This window comes from Aerococcus sp. BD502, assembly GCF_057919555.1.
In genome coordinates, this window is the sequence record NZ_CP147972.1 from 382,592 (window position 1) to 400,814 (window position 18,223).

15 protein-coding genes are annotated in these 18,223 nt (G+C 47.8%); 1 reads left to right on the forward strand and 14 read right to left on the reverse strand.

All coding sequences use genetic code 11. The features are described 5' to 3' along the window. Nucleotides 1-186: 186 nt before the first annotated feature. From WF803_RS01865 to WF803_RS01895, 7 genes are all read right to left on the reverse strand, one after another. Entirely contained in the window at nt 187-1,971 is a 1,785-nt protein-coding gene (locus WF803_RS01865) for a sensor histidine kinase (protein ID WP_489611435.1), read from the reverse strand. Beyond that, nucleotides 1,968-2,705, reverse strand: a complete 738-nt coding sequence (locus tag WF803_RS01870; RefSeq protein ID WP_489611436.1) for a response regulator transcription factor — start codon at nt 2,703-2,705, stop codon at nt 1,968-1,970. The genes WF803_RS01865 and WF803_RS01870 overlap by 4 nt, the downstream gene beginning before the upstream one ends. A 13-nt stretch (nt 2,706-2,718) precedes the next feature. Beyond that, a protein-coding gene (gene prfB / locus WF803_RS01875; RefSeq protein ID WP_489611437.1) for a peptide chain release factor 2 occupies nt 2,719-3,826 on the reverse strand; the annotation gives its coding sequence in 2 pieces (ribosomal slippage) (nt 2,719-3,753 and nt 3,755-3,826; 1,107 coding nt in all). Nucleotides 3,827-4,044: 218 nt separating this feature from the next. Further along, entirely contained in the window at nt 4,045-6,423 is a 2,379-nt protein-coding gene (secA, locus tag WF803_RS01880; protein WP_489611438.1) for a preprotein translocase subunit SecA, read from the reverse strand. Between the two features lie 188 nt (nt 6,424-6,611). Beyond that, nucleotides 6,612-7,184 carry a ribosome hibernation-promoting factor, HPF/YfiA family gene (gene hpf, locus WF803_RS01885; RefSeq protein WP_489611439.1) on the reverse strand — a complete coding sequence of 191 codons (573 nt, stop codon included), beginning with the start codon at nt 7,182-7,184 and terminating at the stop codon, nt 6,612-6,614. A gap of 109 nt (nt 7,185-7,293) precedes the next feature. Further along, nucleotides 7,294-7,794 carry a ComF family protein gene (locus WF803_RS01890; RefSeq protein WP_489611440.1) on the reverse strand — a complete coding sequence of 167 codons (501 nt, stop codon included), beginning with the start codon at nt 7,792-7,794 and terminating at the stop codon, nt 7,294-7,296. 182 nt (nt 7,795-7,976) lie between these two features. Further along, nucleotides 7,977-9,341 carry an ATP-dependent helicase ComFA gene (locus WF803_RS01895; RefSeq protein WP_489611441.1) on the reverse strand — a complete coding sequence of 455 codons (1,365 nt, stop codon included), beginning with the start codon at nt 9,339-9,341 and terminating at the stop codon, nt 7,977-7,979. 91 nt (nt 9,342-9,432) lie between these two features. Between WF803_RS01895 and WF803_RS01900 the strand changes: the two genes are divergently transcribed. Next, nucleotides 9,433-10,068, forward strand: a complete 636-nt coding sequence (locus WF803_RS01900; RefSeq protein WP_489611442.1) for a YigZ family protein — start codon at nt 9,433-9,435, stop codon at nt 10,066-10,068. 25 nt (nt 10,069-10,093) lie between these two features. Here WF803_RS01900 and nadE read toward each other — a convergent pair whose 3' ends face one another. The 7 genes from nadE to WF803_RS01935 form a co-directional block, all read right to left on the reverse strand. Next, entirely contained in the window at nt 10,094-10,927 is an 834-nt protein-coding gene (gene nadE / locus WF803_RS01905) for an NAD(+) synthase (protein WP_489611443.1), read from the reverse strand. Then, nucleotides 10,911-12,416: a nicotinate phosphoribosyltransferase gene (locus tag WF803_RS01910; protein WP_489611444.1), complete on the reverse strand. Its 1,506-nt coding sequence runs from the start codon at nt 12,414-12,416 to the stop codon at nt 10,911-10,913. Before WF803_RS01910 ends, nadE begins: the two co-directional genes overlap by 17 nt. A gap of 32 nt (nt 12,417-12,448) precedes the next feature. Further along, entirely contained in the window at nt 12,449-13,222 is a 774-nt protein-coding gene (locus WF803_RS01915) for a formate/nitrite transporter family protein (RefSeq protein ID WP_489611445.1), read from the reverse strand. A 147-nt stretch (nt 13,223-13,369) separates the two neighbouring features. Continuing rightward, nucleotides 13,370-14,764: a sugar transferase gene (locus WF803_RS01920; RefSeq protein ID WP_489611446.1), complete on the reverse strand. Its 1,395-nt coding sequence runs from the start codon at nt 14,762-14,764 to the stop codon at nt 13,370-13,372. A gap of 107 nt (nt 14,765-14,871) precedes the next feature. Further along, nucleotides 14,872-15,990, reverse strand: a complete 1,119-nt coding sequence (locus WF803_RS01925; protein WP_489611447.1) for a cell division site-positioning protein MapZ family protein — start codon at nt 15,988-15,990, stop codon at nt 14,872-14,874. Between the two features lie 127 nt (nt 15,991-16,117). Further along, the gene (locus tag WF803_RS01930; RefSeq protein WP_489611448.1) at nt 16,118-17,527 is read right to left on the reverse strand and encodes an aldehyde dehydrogenase family protein; all 1,410 of its coding nucleotides are present in this window, start codon (nt 17,525-17,527) and stop codon (nt 16,118-16,120) included. Nucleotides 17,528-17,566: 39 nt separating this feature from the next. Next, a complete protein-coding gene (locus WF803_RS01935; RefSeq protein WP_489611449.1) occupies nt 17,567-18,121 on the reverse strand; it encodes an NADPH-dependent FMN reductase in 555 nt (184 codons plus the stop codon). Nucleotides 18,122-18,223: the final 102 nt, after the last annotated feature.

The following is an 18,223-nucleotide window of genomic DNA, read 5'->3' on the forward strand; positions in this document are numbered from 1 at the left end:
ATTGGCACTCTTTCCTGGTGCTACCCATATCATAGGCAAAGACTATTAATTTAAAGCCTGAAAGATTGTAAAGTTTCCCCTTATTGTTAAAGCAATGTAAAGGGAATGTAAAAAGCACCTAGCTCGTGCTTGATTTATCAGGGTTAGCGGTATCACTAACCCAACTTTACACGGCTAGGTGCCTATTTATTTAAAGGGAAGGTAAACATGGAAAGTACTTCCGTGTCCAAAACGACTATCGACATCCAAACGCCCGTCCATCTGCTGGACAATATTTTTAACAATAGCGAGACCTAGGCCTGTCCCCCCACTATCCGTACTGCGATCCTTACTGACTCGATAAAAACGCTCAAAAATACGCGGCAAATCCTCACTCGGAATGCCCACCCCAGTATCCTTCACTTGCAAATGGAGGGTGTGCTGTGCGGGAAGCACAGTATAGCCTAACGTCACCTTTCCCCCTCTAGGGGTATATTTCAAAGCGTTAGAAACTAGATTGCTCAAAATTTGCTCCAAACGGCCTGGCACGGCCCGAATAACGAAATCATCGGTTTCCGGTAAAGCAAAAACTAAATTGATCGCTTTCTCCTCCGCAGCTTTTTGGTATTGGCTTAATACCCATTCGCAAACCGGCCGCACCCGGATCTCTTCTTGTTTCAATGTGATGCTTTTGCTATCCAACTGGGACAGCGAAAGAATGTCTTCCAGAAGATGAGTTAAGCGATGAGATTCGGAACTGATAATACCCGAAATTTCCTGAGTTAATTCCGCTTCCTGGTAGCCTCCATCGCGGAGGGTATCCGCAAAGCCTTGGATGACGGTAATGGGTGTTTTTAATTCATGGGACGCATTGGCTACGAAATCCTGACGCACCTTCTCCAAATGTTGGATCGCCGTCACGTCGTAAAGTAAGACCAGAGCTTGCCCTTGCAAACGATCGGCCAGGAGGCGGGCTGGCAAATATTCAATCTGGACTTGTATAATTTTAGGCTCACCCAAGTCCAAATGCCACTCTTCCTGGTGGCTTTCTTGATTTTGCAGGCATTGGTCAATTAAGCTTGCCAGGTGGGGCTGCTTTAAGGCCTCAACATTAACGCGATAGGTCAAAATATCCAAGCCCAGAATATTTAAGAGCGCCTGATTACTCAATTCAATTTGCCGCTCACTATTAACTAGCATTACCCCTTCCACCAAGTGATTAAGCATGACATGTAAACGCTGGCCTTCAGCATCAGCAATCTGCCTCTGAATTCGTAATTGTCCCGATAATTGGTGGATATGAACATCTAATTCCGTCAATTCTGGCCAGGTGTTGGAAAATTCTGGCTTCATATCTTCACCCGCCTGCAAGTTAGCAAGGTGCTGGTGCAAGGTCACTAGGTGCTTATGATAGCCCCGCTGGCCCCAATAGTAAACTAGGCCCACAAGCACTAAAACACCTAGGAAGCTCAAGATGAGTTGGCGATTTAAAGCTTGCCAGACACTCACGGGCTGCCAGGAATCGCGCTCCAGTAAAATAAAAGCCCTAGTCTGTCCGTCCGCTGCCTTTAAGGGCACTAAGGCCTGTAGGACATCTCGATGGCCGCCGTCAACATTTTGCACGGCAAAAACAGGGGCCTGCTTTTCCGCCTGCTGCAAGAGTGTCGCTTGGTTATTCTGGAAATCTTCCTTATTTTGCCCAAAGCGCCAGAGATGCTCGCCCTGGGCTCCCAGTAAAAGCCCACGCTCCTGCTGGGAGAGGGACCAGTCCAAAACGGTCTCTTGCTTGGGCGTCAAGCGCCCGTCGGTTACCGCCTTACTGGCCACCCCAAATTCATGGGACAGGCGCTCGGCTTTAGCGGCTAATTCTTCTTGCTGATTATTAATCGTCTCGTCCGCCAAGCGTTGAGAGTTTTGGTTGGTTAAAAATAAAGCCAAAAAAACAAAAAGCAGGCTAAAGACGATGGTAAGGCGGCGGATTAATTTCTTCATCGTTCGGGCTCCGTCAATTTATAGCCAAAGCCCCGCACCGTTTGAATATAGGCCGGGTGCTTGGCATCTTCTTCAATTTTTTCCCGTAAATGGCTGATATGAACATCCACTAAACGCGTTTCCCCCGCATAGGCAAAATCCCATACCTGCTCGAGCAATTGCTCGCGGGAGAGCGTCCGGTTGGGCCGTTTCATCATATAAGCCAATAGGGCAAACTCCTTAGGCGTCATCGTGACTTCCTGGCCCCGTACCCGCACGCTAAAAGCTTCGAGATCCAGGGTAATCTCGCCCACTTGCAATTTAGGGCTTTCAACCTCAGAGGTTTTATGGGTGGGGACTTCAGCTTGCGCATGCTGCTCTTCTTCCATTTGCCCTAAGCGCCGGCTGATCGCCCGCATGCGTGCCAATAACTCGCGCACGCTGAAAGGCTTGGTCATGTAGTCATCGGCCCCTAATTCCAGGCCAATAATTTTTTCAATTTGATTATCTTTCGCCGTTAACATTAAAATCGGCGTCTTAATTTTAGCCTGCCGCAGTTTCCGGCACACATCCATGCCAGAAATTTTAGGGAGCATCAAATCCAAAATAATAAAGGCAAAATCTTCTTGAAGAGCGAGCTGGTAGCCTTCTTCACCATCAGCAGCCCCCACCACGGTATAGCCTTCCTGACTTAGATTAATTTCCAACAAACGGCGAATATGAGCCTCATCGTCAACAACCAAGACTTTCTCCACTACTACCTCTCCTTTAATCATCGAGTTGGTCTTTTAAGTATGCGTCAATAAAATCATCGATTTCTCCATCCATCACGCGGTCAACATCCGCAATTTCATAGTTAGTGCGGTGGTCCTTGACCAAATGATAGGGGTGAAAGACATAAGAACGAATTTGTGAGCCCCAGGCGATTTCTGATTTCTCCCCGCGGATTTCTTCGAGTTCCTGGGCATTTTTTTCGCGCAGCAATTGCGCTAATTTCGCTTTTAAAATTTGCATGGCCGTTTCACGGTTATGAATTTGCGAGCGCTGGCTCTGGGAAGCGGCCACCGTGCCCGTCGGTATGTGAGTGAGGCGGACGGCAGAATTCGTTTTATTGACGTGCTGGCCACCTGCCCCACTGGCTCGAAAGACATCCATCTGAATATCATCTTCATTAATTTCAATATTTTCCTGCTGGTCAATCGCCGGCATAACCTCCACTGAGGCAAAGGACGTGTGGCGGCGGTTATTCGTATCGAAAGGCGACAGGCGGACCAAGCGATGAATTCCCTGCTCAGATTTCAATAAACCATAAGCATCTGGCCCTTTGACCTTAAGGGAGACGGTTTTAAGGCCGGCTTCTTCACCCGCTTGGTAGTCAATAAACTCGACCTTGAAACCATGTCGGGCACAAAAGCGCTCATACATACGAAGGAGCATGCTGGCCCAGTCTTGGGACTCCGTACCCCCGGCGCCAGGATGAATTTCTAAGAAGGCATCCATCTCATCATACTCATCGCTTAAAAGCATTTGCGTTTCATAGTGCTGCAGGCGCTCAGCAAGTTTCTTAAGGCGTTGGTCCAATTCCTCCGCCAAGTCCTTCTCTGCCGGCTCTTCCTCCACTAATTCCGCCAAGGCTTCTAAATTCTCTAATTCTTCGGTTAAGTCGTAAAGGGTCTGACATTTATCTTTCAGCTGTTTATTTAAACGCACCAAACGTTCGGCGCGTTCGTGGTCTGACCAAAAATCAGGAGCCAGCATTGCCTCTTCGTTACTGGCAATATCAGCCTCTAATTTCTCCAGGTCAAAGAGACCCCCTAAAGCTTTCGATTTGCTGACGGTTTTCCGTGAGTTGTTGTTTGATTTCATGGTGTTCCATCAATCTCACACCCTTTCTACTCTTATTATAAATAAATTTAAACAGGCAGACAACGCCTGTCAAGGAAAAGCTCAGAGTAAAGCCAGGATATCGTGAAGCCGCTAGGCAAGCCATTTTAAAGGGCGTTCACATTCTCCTAGGCTTAAAAAATTCCTTTTGCTCGCTTTAAAGAAAAAGAAAACCAGGCCCCCTGAGGTTCCTGGTTCCATCATACACTACTATACTTGCTGGCGCTCAAGGTTTTGCCTAATTTGGGAATTCATGAAGAGAATGGTGGTATCATATTCAATCCCGGCCACCATCTCATTGAAACGGTCGTAGCCTTCTGTTTGATATTCAACCAGCGGATTATTTTGTGCATAGGCTCTTAGCCCCACCCCTTGACGCAATTGATCCATGGCGTCAATATGGTCAGTCCAGCGCGTATCCACAGCCCTTAGAATAATGACCTTCTCAAATTCTAGCAACATGTCCGGATTATTGATCATTTCCAATTTATCTTGAAAACGTTCAGCTGCAAGATCCGTCAGCAAGCTAATCATTTCCTTTGGCGTTTTACCTTCTAAGTCGCCCATATGAATAGCTTCTTCATGCAAGAGGGCTGTTTGAGCAAATTCAAGAATAGCCTCTAAATTCCATTGTGGTTTTTCACCAAGGGTATAGGTTTCAACCTGGCGCTTAATGGTTCGTTCGACCATCCGCCAAACAATATCATCAAGGTTTTCGGTCTCTTCGATAATTTGTTGGCGTTGGGCGTAGATAATTTCCCGTTGCTCGCGCATCACTTCGTCATACTCCAAGACGTTCTTCCGGGTGTCGTAGTTATTCCCTTCGACGCGTTTTTGCGCCGATTCGACCTGCTTAGAGAGCATCCGGCTTTCAATAGCCATGTCCTCGCCTTCATCATCCATATTAAGGCTCTCCCATAAAGCTTTCACGCGGTCAGAACCAAAGCGACGCATCAAATCATCCTCTAAAGATAAATAGAAACGCGAGTAGCCGGGATCCCCTTGGCGGCCGGAACGACCACGCAACTGGTCGTCGATACGGCGGGATTCATGGCGTTCTGTCCCGATAACAGCTAAGCCACCAGCCTCCTTAACCGCTGGGCCTAACTTAATATCTGTCCCCCGACCAGCCATGTTGGTCGCAATCGTGACCGAACCCTGCTGGCCAGCTTGAGCGACAATATCAGCCTCCTTGGCATGGTTTTTGGCGTTAAGAATGCTGTGGGGAATGTTTCGTTTTTGCAGGAGGCGGGAAATTAATTCTGACGTTTCCACCGCTACCGTCCCGACCAGAACCGGCTGGCCGTTATAGTAACGCTCTTCGATATCATCAGCGACCGCCTCAAATTTAGACTTCAAATTCGGGTAAATAATATCCGGCGCATCAATACGAATCACCGGGCGGTTCGTTGGAATCTGAATAACATTCATGTTGTAAATTTCCCGGAATTCTTCCTCTTCCGTCTTAGCCGTCCCCGTCATACCAGCTAATTTATCGTACATGCGGAAATAGTTTTGGAAGGTAATTGTCGCCATAGTTTTGGACTCATTTTGAATCTCGACATTTTCCTTAGCTTCAATCCCTTGGTGCAAGCCATCAGAGTAACGGCGGCCTTCCATAATCCGACCCGTAAAACCGTCGACGATTTTAACTTCCCCATCTTGAACCACATAATCAATATCGCGAAGCATGATGTAATTGGCCCGCAAGGCAATATCGATGTGGTGGATGAGCCGGCCATTTTCCACGTCATATAAGTTATCTAGGTGGAAAACCTCTTCAGCTTTCTCCATCCCTTCTTCTGTCAAGGCGATAGTTTTGGAGGTGACATCAATGGTATAGTCTTCGTCTTCGGTCAAGCTTTTCACAAAGTAATCCGCCCGTTGGTAGAGAGCTGTCGATTCTTCGGCTTGGCCTGAAATAATCAAAGGCGTTCTCGCTTCATCAATTAAAATCGAGTCAACCTCGTCGACGATCGCATAGTGAAGCGGCCTTTGCACCATTTGTTCCTTGTAGACCACCATGTTATCACGCAGGTAGTCGAAGCCTAACTCGTTGTTCGTAGAATATGTCACATCACAATTATAGGCTTGACGCTTGGCATCAGCGTCCATATCGTTCGTATTTAAACCTACTGTTAAGCCAAGGAAGCGGAAGAGTTCCCCCATATCGATGGAGTCCCGTTTGGCCAGGTACTCGTTAACCGTCACCACGTGGACCCCTTTACCAGATAAGGCATTGAGGTAGACAGGCATCGTTTCAGTTAGGGTCTTCCCTTCCCCTGTTTTCATCTCCGCAATGTTCCCGTAATGCAGGGCCAAGCCCCCCATAATCTGAACTGGGAAAGGATATAAGCCTAAAACGCGCCGGGCGCCTTCCCGCACGGTCGCAAAAGCTTCCACCAAAATATCCTCTAACGTTTCCCCAGCAGCCAGTCGCTCACGAAAGGCTGCCGTTTTTTCGCGCAACTGCTCATCGCTATACTCGGCATACTTATCGCCAAGTTTTTCGACTTTTTTTGCTTGTTTTCTAAATTTCTTTAATTCCTTACGATCATTATCAAATAACCGTCGTAAAAAGTTTGCCATGCACTTTCTCCTTTTCGCTGAACTAGATTTTTCGCTAGTCTATCTCACTCATTCTAGCATGTTTTTCTGGAATAATAAAATCTAAATTTATTTAATATTGACAAATGTTGACCATTGTCCATTTCCTAGCATAACATAGAAAAAAGCCTCCCGAAAGAGGCTTTTGTGAAATCATGAGCATCACTTTTTTAAGCGTGATCGAGAACTTCCCGTTCAATATCGATCAGCCCGTATTTTCCATTACGCCGTTGGTAAACCAGGGCGGCTGAGTCAGTCTTAGCATTAATAAACAGGAAGAAGTCATGGTTTAGCATTTCCATTTGTAAAACAGCCTCTTCAGGGGACATGGGCTTCACGGCAAAGGTTTTCTCCCGTACAATTTCAATATCATTGTCCTCATCGTCTTCCGTATCAGCTTGGTCCATTTGTTCCTTAATAAATTCGGGCAGGCCTTTTTCCCGAGCTTTACGGTTTAATTTCGTTTTGTGCTTATGCACTTGCCGTTCTAATTTATCCACCACCAAATCAATACTGCCGTAGAGATCCTGGGTGGTTTCTTCGGCACGGAGGGTCAAGCGGGGCATGGGGATGGTCACTTCCGCCTTCGCTTCACCATTAGGGTAAGTTCTGGCATTCACGTATACTGTCGTATTCGGTGCATCATGGAAGTATTTTTCAATCTTTGAGATTTTATCCTCCGCATATTGGCGAATGGCAGGCGTTACCTCAAAATTTTTCCCATGGACACTATAAGTAAACATAAATACTCATCCTTTCTAAACCAGGGAATCTGGTGTAAAGCTTGGTGAGCTTTACTTATACTTAGTATAAGGAAAAACGCTTTCTATAGCAAGTCATACGCTCATCCTGCTAGCGGGCGAGACTCAAACTGTGCACCTGCTGGTAGCCTGCCTCGGCTAAGGCCTGATAAGCCCGGTACATGGTGGTGCCGGTGGTATAGACATCATCAAATAAGAGTAATTCCGTCTCTTTGGGCAGCTTAAAATCTGCTCTTAATGCTAAAGGCCTATGATCATGCAGGCGTTCAGAACGCTTGCGGCCGGCTTGCTTGGCTTGGCGGTCAAGCAAGTGGAAGGCCTCTTGGTAAGGCAGGCTAGCTTGCTTAAGCAACAGCACGGTTTGCTGAAAGCCCCGACGAGCAAAACTTCCCGCGCTAGAAGGGAGCGGTAGCCATAAGGCCTTGGGGTATTTAGCCCGCCAAGCTTGTAAGCGAGGGGCCATGACGGGCCCTAAGCGGATATCACCGCGGGCCTTGTAGAGGAGTAACCAGGTCTTAAACCCTTCATTGTAATGGAAAAAAGCTTCGTGCTGGGGCCGAAAGCCCTGCCCAGCCCAGCGCTGGCAATCCAAACAGGGGCCGCTAGGCTCCCTCACTCATGGTACGTCCACAGTTTGGGCAATAAGGCGGCGTGAGCCTGAGGAAACCAGCCCGGCAGGTCGGGCACAGCAAGGCCTTCGCTAAGGGTCGCCATGACCAAAGTTCTGCCAAGTTAAAAGGCGCTTCAAAACTTTCGCCACAAAGTAAGCAAAGCTCACTCATCGAGAAGACCTTCCTTACGGGCTTTTTGGTTTAAGCTTTTAATCTGCTGAATGGCTTGCTGGCTGGCCCGCGTTTTTCCATAATGCAGGAATAAAATTTCCCCGGTTGCCGCCCAAGGTTTCCGCCCTACCCGACCACTAATTTGCATTAAGGCTGAAGCCGTAAATATCGGATCTTCACTGCCCAAAACAAGCACATGAATATTAGGGAAAGTCACCCCGCGCTCCAAAATAGTAGTCGTTAACAGAAAATCATAGGTTTCCGCCCGCATAGCTTCGACCTTGGCCAGCCGTTTAGGGTCCTTAGAGGAAACACTAGTAAAACGCGCCTTGGGCCAAAGCTTCCGCAAGTTTTTCTCTAATTGAAGCATTAAGGCAATATGGGGAAGAAAGACGAGGAAACGGTAGCCTTTTTGCAGCCATTGGGCCATCTGCTGCCGCAAGCGCCCAGGCACCAGGCCGCATTCTAGTTCCTGTCGCCAAGGTCCCACGTAGCAATGCTTAGGGACAGGCAGGGGCTGGCGATGGTAGCGGGCCGGCAAGATGGAAGCTGACAGCTCACCCGCTCGCATTTGTCTTTGCTCCTCCTTGCCCGGTGTCGCGGTTAAGTAAAAGCGCACCCCCGTAGACTTGACCGCCCGCTTGGCAGCCCATTGAAAGGTCGCCTCACCGGCAAAGGGAAAGGCATCCACCTCATCAATAATCAGTAAATCAAAAGCTTCTTTAAAACGGAGCAGCTGATGGGTAGAGCACAGGGTGAGGGGGAGCCACTGGTATTCATCGGGGCTGCCGGCATAGAGGCACTGGCTTTTGACTGTGGGAAAAGCGTCCTGTAAGCGGGGCTTTAACTCATTGATGACATCCACCCGGGGTGCAGCTAAACCTACCATCAGCCCCTGGGAGAGAGCTACATCTAAAGCTTTGAATAACATTTCGGTTTTGCCCGCCCCTGTCACCGCCCACAGCAAATGGTCTTGACCCTGCTTTAGGCAAGTAACCAAATTTTCACTAAGGCGCTCCTGGGCGGGCGAAAGTGTCATGGACAACTGCAAGAGGGAAGTCGACGACTTTGGAAAAACGCCACGGGCCGGAAAATAATACAATTCATCGCAAGAACGTACCTTGCCAAAGCCTAAGCAGTTTAAGCAATACACACAAGGCTTCCCCGCGCATTGGCAAGCATTCACCTGGAATAACTCGGGCTTCTGGTTACCACAACGGCCACAGCGGTAGCTTGCTTTTAGCCGCTCAATCGCTGGATAAACTTCGCCCCCTAAGGCCTCTATTTCTGCCCTTGACCATTGTTCTAAAACTTCACATTCTCGTTTTAATAGTAAACGACCAAAACATCGCTCCATAAGGCACCTCCTACTTGGCTTTACCCGAAAATGCTGGGCTTTCACTTTGCAAAAGCAAAAGCCTCCCGTAAAATAAGGACGAGGTGACAAGATGGAAGATTACAAAACAATTAAGCAAGCAGGCTCCTACCAGCTCACAATCAAAAAGTCTGATTTTATCGGCCACGTTGCCCGGGCCCATACGGAAGAAGAGGCCCAGGATTTTATCCAAGCAATTAAAAAAGAGCACGCCAAAGCGACTCATAATTGTGCCGCCTACCAAATTGGCGACCACAACCAAGTCCAGCGCGCCTTTGATGACGGCGAACCCCAAGGCACGGCAGGCGTGCCCATGCTCGAAGTGTTGAAGCAGGAAAATTTAAAAAATATAGTCGTGGTCGTCACCCGCTATTTTGGCGGCATCAAACTAGGGGCAGGCGGCTTGATTCGGTCCTACAGCCAATGCACGAGTGAAACGATTCAAACCGTCGGCCTCGTTATTCGCCAAGTCCAGCAAGAACTCGCCCTGACCATTCCCTATGAACTCACCGGCCCCATCGAGTACTGGCTCCAGGAATCACCCTATGAAGTCTTAGACACCACTTACCTGGAAAATGTGACCTATGACATCGGTGTTCCGATCAAGCAATTAGCAGCAGTTAAGGAGCGCTTGACCAATCTAACCAGTGGCCAAGGGCAGATCACAGAAAAAGCCCAAGTCTACGTGGATATCCCCCTCAAAGCATAAAACGCAGGGTAAAACCTGCGTTTTCTTATTGCCACCACGTATCATAAGGCGTCACGGGACGCTGGCGCTTGTGCATGGAGGTATCATAAAGATGTTCAATTTTTTCGGCTTCCTTAGGGTGAACAGCTCCACCTTCTAAGTAACGGTCTATCGCCTGGTAGGAAATTCCCAAGGCGTCCTCATCAGCTTCTAGGGGCTTATCATCTTCTAAATCCGCCGTAGGCACCTTCAAAAGTAAGGCCTGGGGCGCACCTAAATGACGCAGTAAAGCCAAGCCTTGCTGCTTATTTAAGCCCCATAAGGGTACTAAATCACTGGCACCGTCGCCAAATTTCGTATAAAAACCGGTTACCGCTTCAGCCGCATGGTCACTGCCCAAGACAAAGCCAGCACGCGCTTGAGCCACCGCATATTGGACCAGCATACGTTCGCGCGCCTTGATATTACCCCGATTAAAGTCCGAAATCGAGACGCCGGCTGCTTCCATACTGGCAACCGTCTCGGCTACAGCAGGCTTAATATTGACCGTCAAGCACTCGTCCGGTTGAATAAATTCGACCGCTAAGGCCGCATCCTCTTCGTCCGCCTGCTTGCCATAGGGAAGGCGCAGGGCAATAAAGCGATAAGCCTCATCCCCGCTTTCCTGGCGCAGACTTTCAATAGCCAGCTGAGCCAGTCGTCCGTTTAAGGTTGAATCCTGGCCACCACTAATGCCCAAAACTAAAGTTTTTATTCCTGGATGGGCTATCAAGTAGGCCTTAATAAAAGCCACGCGCTCTGCAATTTCCTGGGCCGGATTAATGCGTTTTTTTACATCTAAGGCCTTTTGGATATCTCTTTGCTTAACCATGCTGGTCATCCTCTAATTCTTCAAACAAGGAAAAATGATCCACGGGCAATTGGCCGACACGCTTACGAATTTTCTCAATGCTCGTCATCTTCAAACGATAAAGGTCAGTGGAGAGGTCCACGGGATAGTGTTCCGGATTAAGTATCCTTGTGTACTCATTCCACAAAACCTCCAAGCCAAAACGCGCATAAGCCCGCACCTCATCTACCGTGGGCGTTTCATAAACGCACTGGCCGTAATCGAAAATAGGTTTTAGTAAGGGGCGAGCCTCAAAATTACGTACCGTTTTATTAATGTAGGTATAGGTCGGATGAAACATGAATAATTCATCTAATTTATCCGGCCGCTCATCATCGAGGGTGATGTAGTCCCCTTCCGATTTCCCGTCCTTACAGCGCGTAATGCGCCAAACTTGTTTCTTGCCTGGCGTGGTAATTTTCTCGGGTGAACTGGATAACTTCATCGTCGGCATCAATTGCCCACTCTCATCTTCAATTGCACACAATTTATAAACAGCACCCAAAGCGGCCTGGTCAAAGGACGTGATCAATTTCGTTCCCACACCCCAAGAGTCAATTTTAGCGCCTTGCATCTTCAAGTTAAGAATAGTTTTTTCATCCAAGTCATTGGAGGCCACAATCTTCGCTTCGGGATAACCAGCTGCATCCAGCATTTTGCGCACCCGCTTCGACAAGTAGGTCAAGTCCCCGCTATCGATGCGCACACCAACAAAGTTGATTTTATCCCCATATTCATCAGCCACACGAATGGCATTGGGCACTCCTGATTTTAAAACGTCATAGGTGTCGACAAGAAAAACACAGTCATGATGGGTGTTTGCATAATGGCAGAAGGCTTCGTAATCATCCTGGTAAGTTTGCACCAAAGAATGAGCATGGGTCCCCGAAATCGGCACGCCCAGTAATTTACCGGCACGCACATTGGCCGTGGAATTAAAGCCGCCAATATAAGCGGCGCGAGCTCCCCAAACTGCTGCATCCATTTCATGGGCCCGCCTAGAACCAAATTCCGCTAAACCATCCTTCCCACTGACACTACGAATACGCGCTGCCTTAGTAGCGATCAAGGTTTGGTAGTTGACAATATTTAATAGGGCCGTCTCCACCAGTTGGCAGTCCACCAAGCGCCCCTCAACTTGCAGCAGAGGCTCATTAGCAAAGCACACTTCCCCTTCCACCATGGAACGAATGCTCCCTTGGAAGCGATAATTTTTTAAATAATTCAGGAAGTCTTCGGGGTAGCCCACTTCTTCCTTTAAATAGTTGAGGTCACTGGCGGTAAAATGCAGGGCTTTGATATAGTCAATAATCCGCTCCAGCCCGGCAAAAATAGCATAGCCATTCTCAAAGGGTAATTTACGGAAGTATAATTCAAAAACCACGTGCTTATCAGCATCGCCGGCCTCAAAATAAGTTTTCATCATGTTAATTTCATACAAATCCGTATGTAAGGCTAAAGAATCATCAGGTGCTAACATGCTATCCTCCTATTGGATACAAAGCGATCGCGCTATTTATTGGTGTTTTTCCGGTAGTAAGCTAAGTAATAGAAAAGGGAAATGAAAACACAAGCTCCCACAATGTTCCCCAAGTAAACGGGGATGACATTTTGTAGGAATTCCAACCAAGTGACTTGCCCTTCAAAAATGGCTGCTGGAATGATGAACATATTCGCCACACTGTGCTGGAAGCCGATGGCAACGAAGGCCATAATGGGGAACCAGGCTCCGAGGAATTTACCAGCGGCCTCCTTGGCCCCGTAGGTTAGCCAGAGGGCTAAGCCAACAAACCAGTTACAGCCCATGCCGGAAATAAAGGCCTGCCCAGCGGACGCGGCAATTTTTCCCTGAGCGACATTAACGGTTTGCTCGAGGTAAATGCCACTGCCTGTTAAACCCACCACATGGCCAAAGAAGTAAGCGACAAAAAGAGCCCCCACCAGATTGGCCAAGGTGATAACTAGCCAATTTTTGAGCAAATCACCCAGGCTCGCCTTCTTGGCTAAAAAGCCGAAGCTCACGACCATCATATTCCCAGTAATCAATTCACCGCCGGCCAGTAAAATAACAATCAGGCCAATCGGGAAAACGGAAGCGCCTAAAAAGGTCGCCAAGCCCCCGACTTCTGGTGCCATGCCCGCTGTTACACGCACATAAGCTAAGTAACCCAAGGACACCATGGCCCCACCAATAAAACCTAAAATCAGGCGTTCTAACAGTGATTTTTGCAGTTTTTTCTCACTGGTCGCCACCGTAATTTCTGCTATTTCCTCTGGACTGTACATCACATATCCCCTTTTCTTCGTATTTCTTATCATACTAAGGATAGCTTAAGTGACGTGGAAAAGAAAGCCCTTTGCCCACAGGAAGTCCCTACAAGTTATTTCTCTTTCGCTAAAACAAAAAAGCAGTGGCGAACCACTGCCTAAAACTTATTCTACTAATTCAATATTCATCCGACGAATATCCTCGCGGGTTACACGGTGAGTGTTGGCCTCATCCACACCACTGCTGGACACTTTATCAAAAAGAATTTTAATAGTTTGCAGGAGAATTTTAAAATCTAAGATTAGCGAATAAGTTTTAATGTAAATAAGGTCGAAGTTTAACTTACTATTAAAATCTGTCGCATACTTCCCGTAAACTTGGGCATAGCCGGTCAAGCCCGCCCGCACATTATGGCGGAGGTAGTAGTGAGGATTTTGCTTTTGGAATTGGTTGACGAAAAAAGGCCGTTCCGGACGGGGGCCGACGAGCGACATGTCCCCTTTGATAATATTGAAGAGCTGGGGCAATTCATCCAACCGCAAGGCCCGCAAGTATTTCCCTACCCCTGTAATCCGCTGGTCATTTTTCGTGGCAATCACGGGGCCGGTGTCCGCTTCGGCAGTGGCAGTCATGGTCCTGAATTTTAATATTTTAAACTCTTGATTATCCATGGTGAGCCGGACCTGCCGGTAGAGAATGGGACCAGGCGAACTCAACTTCACCAAAATCGCCGTCATAAGCATCAAGGGAGAGGAAATAATAATTAAGAAGGCTGAGACTAAAATATCCAAAACGCGCTTGATTAAAGCCTGGTCGGCGGGAATTTTAAAGTCCGAGGTCTCAATAATAGATTCATCCTCAAAATTCATAATATTGGGGTTCACCATGACCAGATTTTCAAATTTTGAATTGACAAAAAGCTTCTTATGCTCCTCCATAAGCAGGGAATAGATGGCAATTTTTTCCTCCTCAGCCACTTGGGAAGCAAAATAGACAATATCAAATTCATCCAAACGCTGGCGAACATTTTCGAAATAATCCGATAAAACCACATGAGTGACGATATGCCGGGTACTTTTGCTTGATTTGAAATTCAAAATAGCCGGGAAAACTTCCGCTTCTTTGCCTAAAATAAGGACTCGCTTGTCACTGGCATAACGCCGGTACATGCTAAAAACCAGCACGCGGAAGAGGTAAACAAAAATCACACTGACAAAGCAATTGATCAAAATTACCGAACGCGGAAAGGCGAGCCAGCGGCCGGCAAAGCTTAAAAACATGGTCACCAAGGCTAAAAGCCCATGGATAATCAGGGTGATAAAGAAAATATCCCCCTTGCTTTTGTTGTAGAGCACATAAATACCAAACAGCAAGTTAAAGACCACAAAAATAATCAGCACCCAAGGAATCGCCGATTGAAAGGCACTAAAATTCCGAATGGGCACATAGCGGCCATAGCGAATAAAAAATGAAATTAAATATGAAATAAAGTAAATTAGAACTTCGGTGGCGCAAATTATGATGCGATACCAATTGGTCCATTCACCGTTGCGTTCCATAATTGCCTCCTTAAACTACAAAAGAGTGACATCAAGCAAAGCTCGATGTGCACTCTTATCATACCATAGGAACCAGGCTTCGGCCTGGCTTTTTATTTAGAATTTCCTTAATCCTCCGGTTCCTTGGGGCCCGGTTGCGATTCTCCTTCACTGGGACGCTCAGGCTGACTGGGTTGCACCGGGTCCTTAGGGGGTTCGGGTTTTGGCTCCGCAGGATGGCTGGGCTTTTCTTCCGAAGGCTTGGAAGACTCGCTCGGCTTGCTGCTTTCATTGGGCTTCGGCTCTGGTTTGGGTTCCGGTTTCGGTTTCGATTCAGGTTTTGGCTGTGTCTGAGGTCTGTTAGGCCGTGGCCGGCTCGGTTGCGGGGCCGGTGCTGGTTTAGGCAGTTGCTGTTGTGCTGCTTCTTCCCGCTCTTCACGACGGCGTTGGGCGTCAAGCTCAGCTTGCTTAGCTTCAGCTTCTAGGCGTTTCAGCTCTTCCTCATCAGCGCCACTTTCCTTGGCTGCTTCGAGGCCTTCATCGCTCAATTTCTTCGTCATTTGCTCTTCGAAGTCACTGAGGATGTTTAAATAAAGATTCTTCACGAAAGGATTCTCTAATTCCTCCGCCTGGGCTTCATAATTGGCAATCTGTTCGGCCAGAGCTTCGGGCGTGGTAATCGTGTCCTCTAAGTCCTGCAATTCAGCCTTAAAGTCACTGATAATGGCCACTTGCTCTTGGGCGTCTTCCAGTAAATCTTGGAGCGTTAAGTAAAAGCCATCGCGGCGTTCCGTCATTAACTTGCCGTAGCGTTTCCCCGCATCGGCGACTTGCTCTTTCGTTGTTTCTTTCTTGATCACATTCCATTTTTGCAAGGTCTGGCCCACCAGCGGCGCACCACTATATTGCTCATCAAATAAGCCATTAATATCCGTTAAGACCGCAAAACGTTCCTTCACATCAGCCACTTGGCCAGCTAATCGCTTCATCGTTTCGTCATCGGTCCGAATATTATTCAATTTCTTTTCTGCGTCGGTAATTTTTTCAGCAGTAATATCCTCAGCTAAAAAAACATGTTCTTGGTCAAAGTACAATTTTTCAACCGCCGCCTTAGCTTCATCCACATTGCCTAATTTTAAGACTTGGCCCAGCTTACTTTCCTGGCTCGTGGCTAAAACGCCCACGCCCACGACAACAAGCAGGGTGAGGGCCATGACGATGGTGCGAATAACCCATTTCTTTTTCATCTTTTCCTCCTGCGTTTACCCAATTTACTGTTCTCCCCATATTTTACCGATCCCGCCCCCGCCTTGCAAGTTTTCTTCCCATAAAAAAGGATGGGCAGCGCCCATCCTTCTCTTTTTTCCTCTTGACCTAATGGAAAATGGCCTTCACTTCGAGGTAATCTTCCAAGCCAAAGCGGCCTTTTTCACGTCCTAAGCCCGATTGCTTGTAACCCCCAAAAGGAGCTTCAGGAGCAATTTGACCGTCATTAACAATCACATTGCCGGTTCGAAGCTTTCGAGCCACCCTAACGGCTTCGCCTTCATCAGGTCCCACGACGGCACCTGATAAGCCGTAAGGTGAGTCATTGGCGATATCGATCGCTTCTGCCAGGTCTTCATACGTAATCACAACTAAGACCGGGCCAAAAATTTCCTCCTGGGCAATCGTCATATCGTTCGTTACTTCAGTAAAGATGGTGGGTTGCACGAAATAGCCAGGACCGGCCACCGACTCGTCTCCAATGAGAACCTTCGCCCCTTCGGCCTTGCCCTTTTCAATATAGTTAAGGACGGTTTCTTTTTGCTTGGCAGAAACCATCGGGCCAACCAGCGTTTCCTCCTCGTGGGGATCGCCAAGCACCACATTTTCTGCGTAAAATTCCTTTAAGGCTGCTTCATAGGCGTCTTTTTCGGCGGCGGGAATTAAGAGCCGACTTAAGGCCGAGCAAGTTTGCCCTTGATTATTTAAGAGCGTGAGGAAAGATTTTTCAATTGCTTGCTCTTGGTCAGCGCCAGGCAAGGCCAAGAGCACGGATTTCCCGCCCAGCTCTAAAATTAATTTTTTAATTTGGGGACTAGCCGCCGCATATAAACCTTGGCCCACGGTGGTCGAACCGGTGAAGGAAATGACCGCCACATCCTCATGCTCGGCAAGCTTTTGCCCAGCCTCGCTCCCACTCCCCATGATCAGGTTAAATACGCCGGCCGGTAAGTCACTGGCGGCAAAAATTTCCGCTAATACCAGAGCTGTTAAGGGCGTATCGGAAGCTGGTTTCACCACCACCGTATTGCCAGCAACGAGGGCCGGAATAATTTTCCGTTGAATTTGGTTGAGCGGATAATTCCAAGGTGTAATGCAAGCCACGACACCATAAGCTTCCTTAACGATTAAAGTGCCGTCCTCTTCCTCCTCAAAAGGAAAGTCCCGTGCGACCGCCAAGACAGCCCGGGCTTCTTTGAGGGAGCGTTGCACTTGGTTTTCCCGCGTATATTTTACACCTGCCCCCATTTCGGTCACAATCGTCTCCACGAGTCGGTCTTCACTCGCTTCCACTTGGTCTAAAATTTTCTCCAAGTAGGCGATACGCTCTGCCACACTGAGGGCCTGCCAGGCTGGGAAAGCTTCCTTCGCACTCGCCACAGCAGCATTGACATCTTCCTCATCACTTTGAGGGACTTGGGCGAGAACTTCTTCAGTGGTCAGATTAACGACTTCCATGGTGCGGCCACTGTGACTGTCACGCCATTCTCCTCTAAGCAAGTTTTGATAAGTTTTCATGTGCCAGCCTCCTCTTAAAATGCTTTATTTACTTCAGTTTTAAGCTTTGTCGATAAATTTATCGGCAAAGGCCACAAAAGCCTCGCCAGCACTCTTCAAGAATTTCGCCGTGTCCGCATTACTAATTTCCCCATCCGTGACTAAATCATCACTGTGGCCGATGTAGAGTTCCGGTTGTTGCATCACCGGCATGTCTAAGAAAACCAGGGATTGGCGCAAGGTATGATTAGCAATCGCACCAGAAATCCCCGCGGTGGATTGGGAAGCCACTAAGGCGGGCTTACCGGCCCATTTATTTTCACCATAGGGACGGGAAGCAATATCGATGGCATTCTTTAAGCTAGCCGGCACGCTCCGGTTGTGCTCAGGTGTGACAAAAAGAATGGCATCTTGCTCAGCCACTTGGGCTCTAAAGGGCGCATAAGATTCCGGCTCGCCTTCCTCATCATAGTCTTGGTTGTAGACGGGCAAGTGGCTGGTATCAATAAAAGTGACCTCAGCATCTGCCGGCAAGCCTTTGACTAAGCCCTTAGCAATGGCTTCGGTAAAGGAATTTTTCCGAATAGAACCTAAAACAACACCATATTTGACCATCATTATCTCTCCTTTTTTACTTTATATCTCTCATTTTCCATTTTAATACTTCAAAACCGTAATATCAAACAATACGCTGGTAAACAAAAAAGCCTAGCACGC

Excerpts from the sequence above, each read along its gene's own strand:
- secA (WP_489611438.1), bottom strand. The coding sequence starts at position 6,423 with ATGGCAAACTTTTTACGACGGTTATTTGATAATGATCGTAAGGAATTA.
- WF803_RS01900 (WP_489611442.1), top strand. The coding sequence starts at position 9,433 with ATGGAAGATTACAAAACAATTAAGCAAGCAGGCTCCTACCAGCTCACA.
- hpf (WP_489611439.1), bottom strand. The coding sequence starts at position 7,184 with ATGTTTACTTATAGTGTCCATGGGAAAAATTTTGAGGTAACGCCTGCC.
- WF803_RS01910 (WP_489611444.1), bottom strand. The coding sequence starts at position 12,416 with ATGTTAGCACCTGATGATTCTTTAGCCTTACATACGGATTTGTATGAA.
- WF803_RS01925 (WP_489611447.1), bottom strand. The coding sequence starts at position 15,990 with ATGAAAAAGAAATGGGTTATTCGCACCATCGTCATGGCCCTCACCCTG.
- WF803_RS01920 (WP_489611446.1), bottom strand. The coding sequence starts at position 14,764 with ATGGAACGCAACGGTGAATGGACCAATTGGTATCGCATCATAATTTGC.
- WF803_RS01935 (WP_489611449.1), bottom strand. The coding sequence starts at position 18,121 with ATGGTCAAATATGGTGTTGTTTTAGGTTCTATTCGGAAAAATTCCTTT.
- WF803_RS01915 (WP_489611445.1), bottom strand. The coding sequence starts at position 13,222 with ATGTACAGTCCAGAGGAAATAGCAGAAATTACGGTGGCGACCAGTGAG.
- WF803_RS01930 (WP_489611448.1), bottom strand. The coding sequence starts at position 17,527 with ATGAAAACTTATCAAAACTTGCTTAGAGGAGAATGGCGTGACAGTCAC.
- nadE (WP_489611443.1), bottom strand. The coding sequence starts at position 10,927 with ATGACCAGCATGGTTAAGCAAAGAGATATCCAAAAGGCCTTAGATGTA.
- WF803_RS01865 (WP_489611435.1), bottom strand. The coding sequence starts at position 1,971 with ATGAAGAAATTAATCCGCCGCCTTACCATCGTCTTTAGCCTGCTTTTT.
- WF803_RS01895 (WP_489611441.1), bottom strand. The coding sequence starts at position 9,341 with ATGGAGCGATGTTTTGGTCGTTTACTATTAAAACGAGAATGTGAAGTT.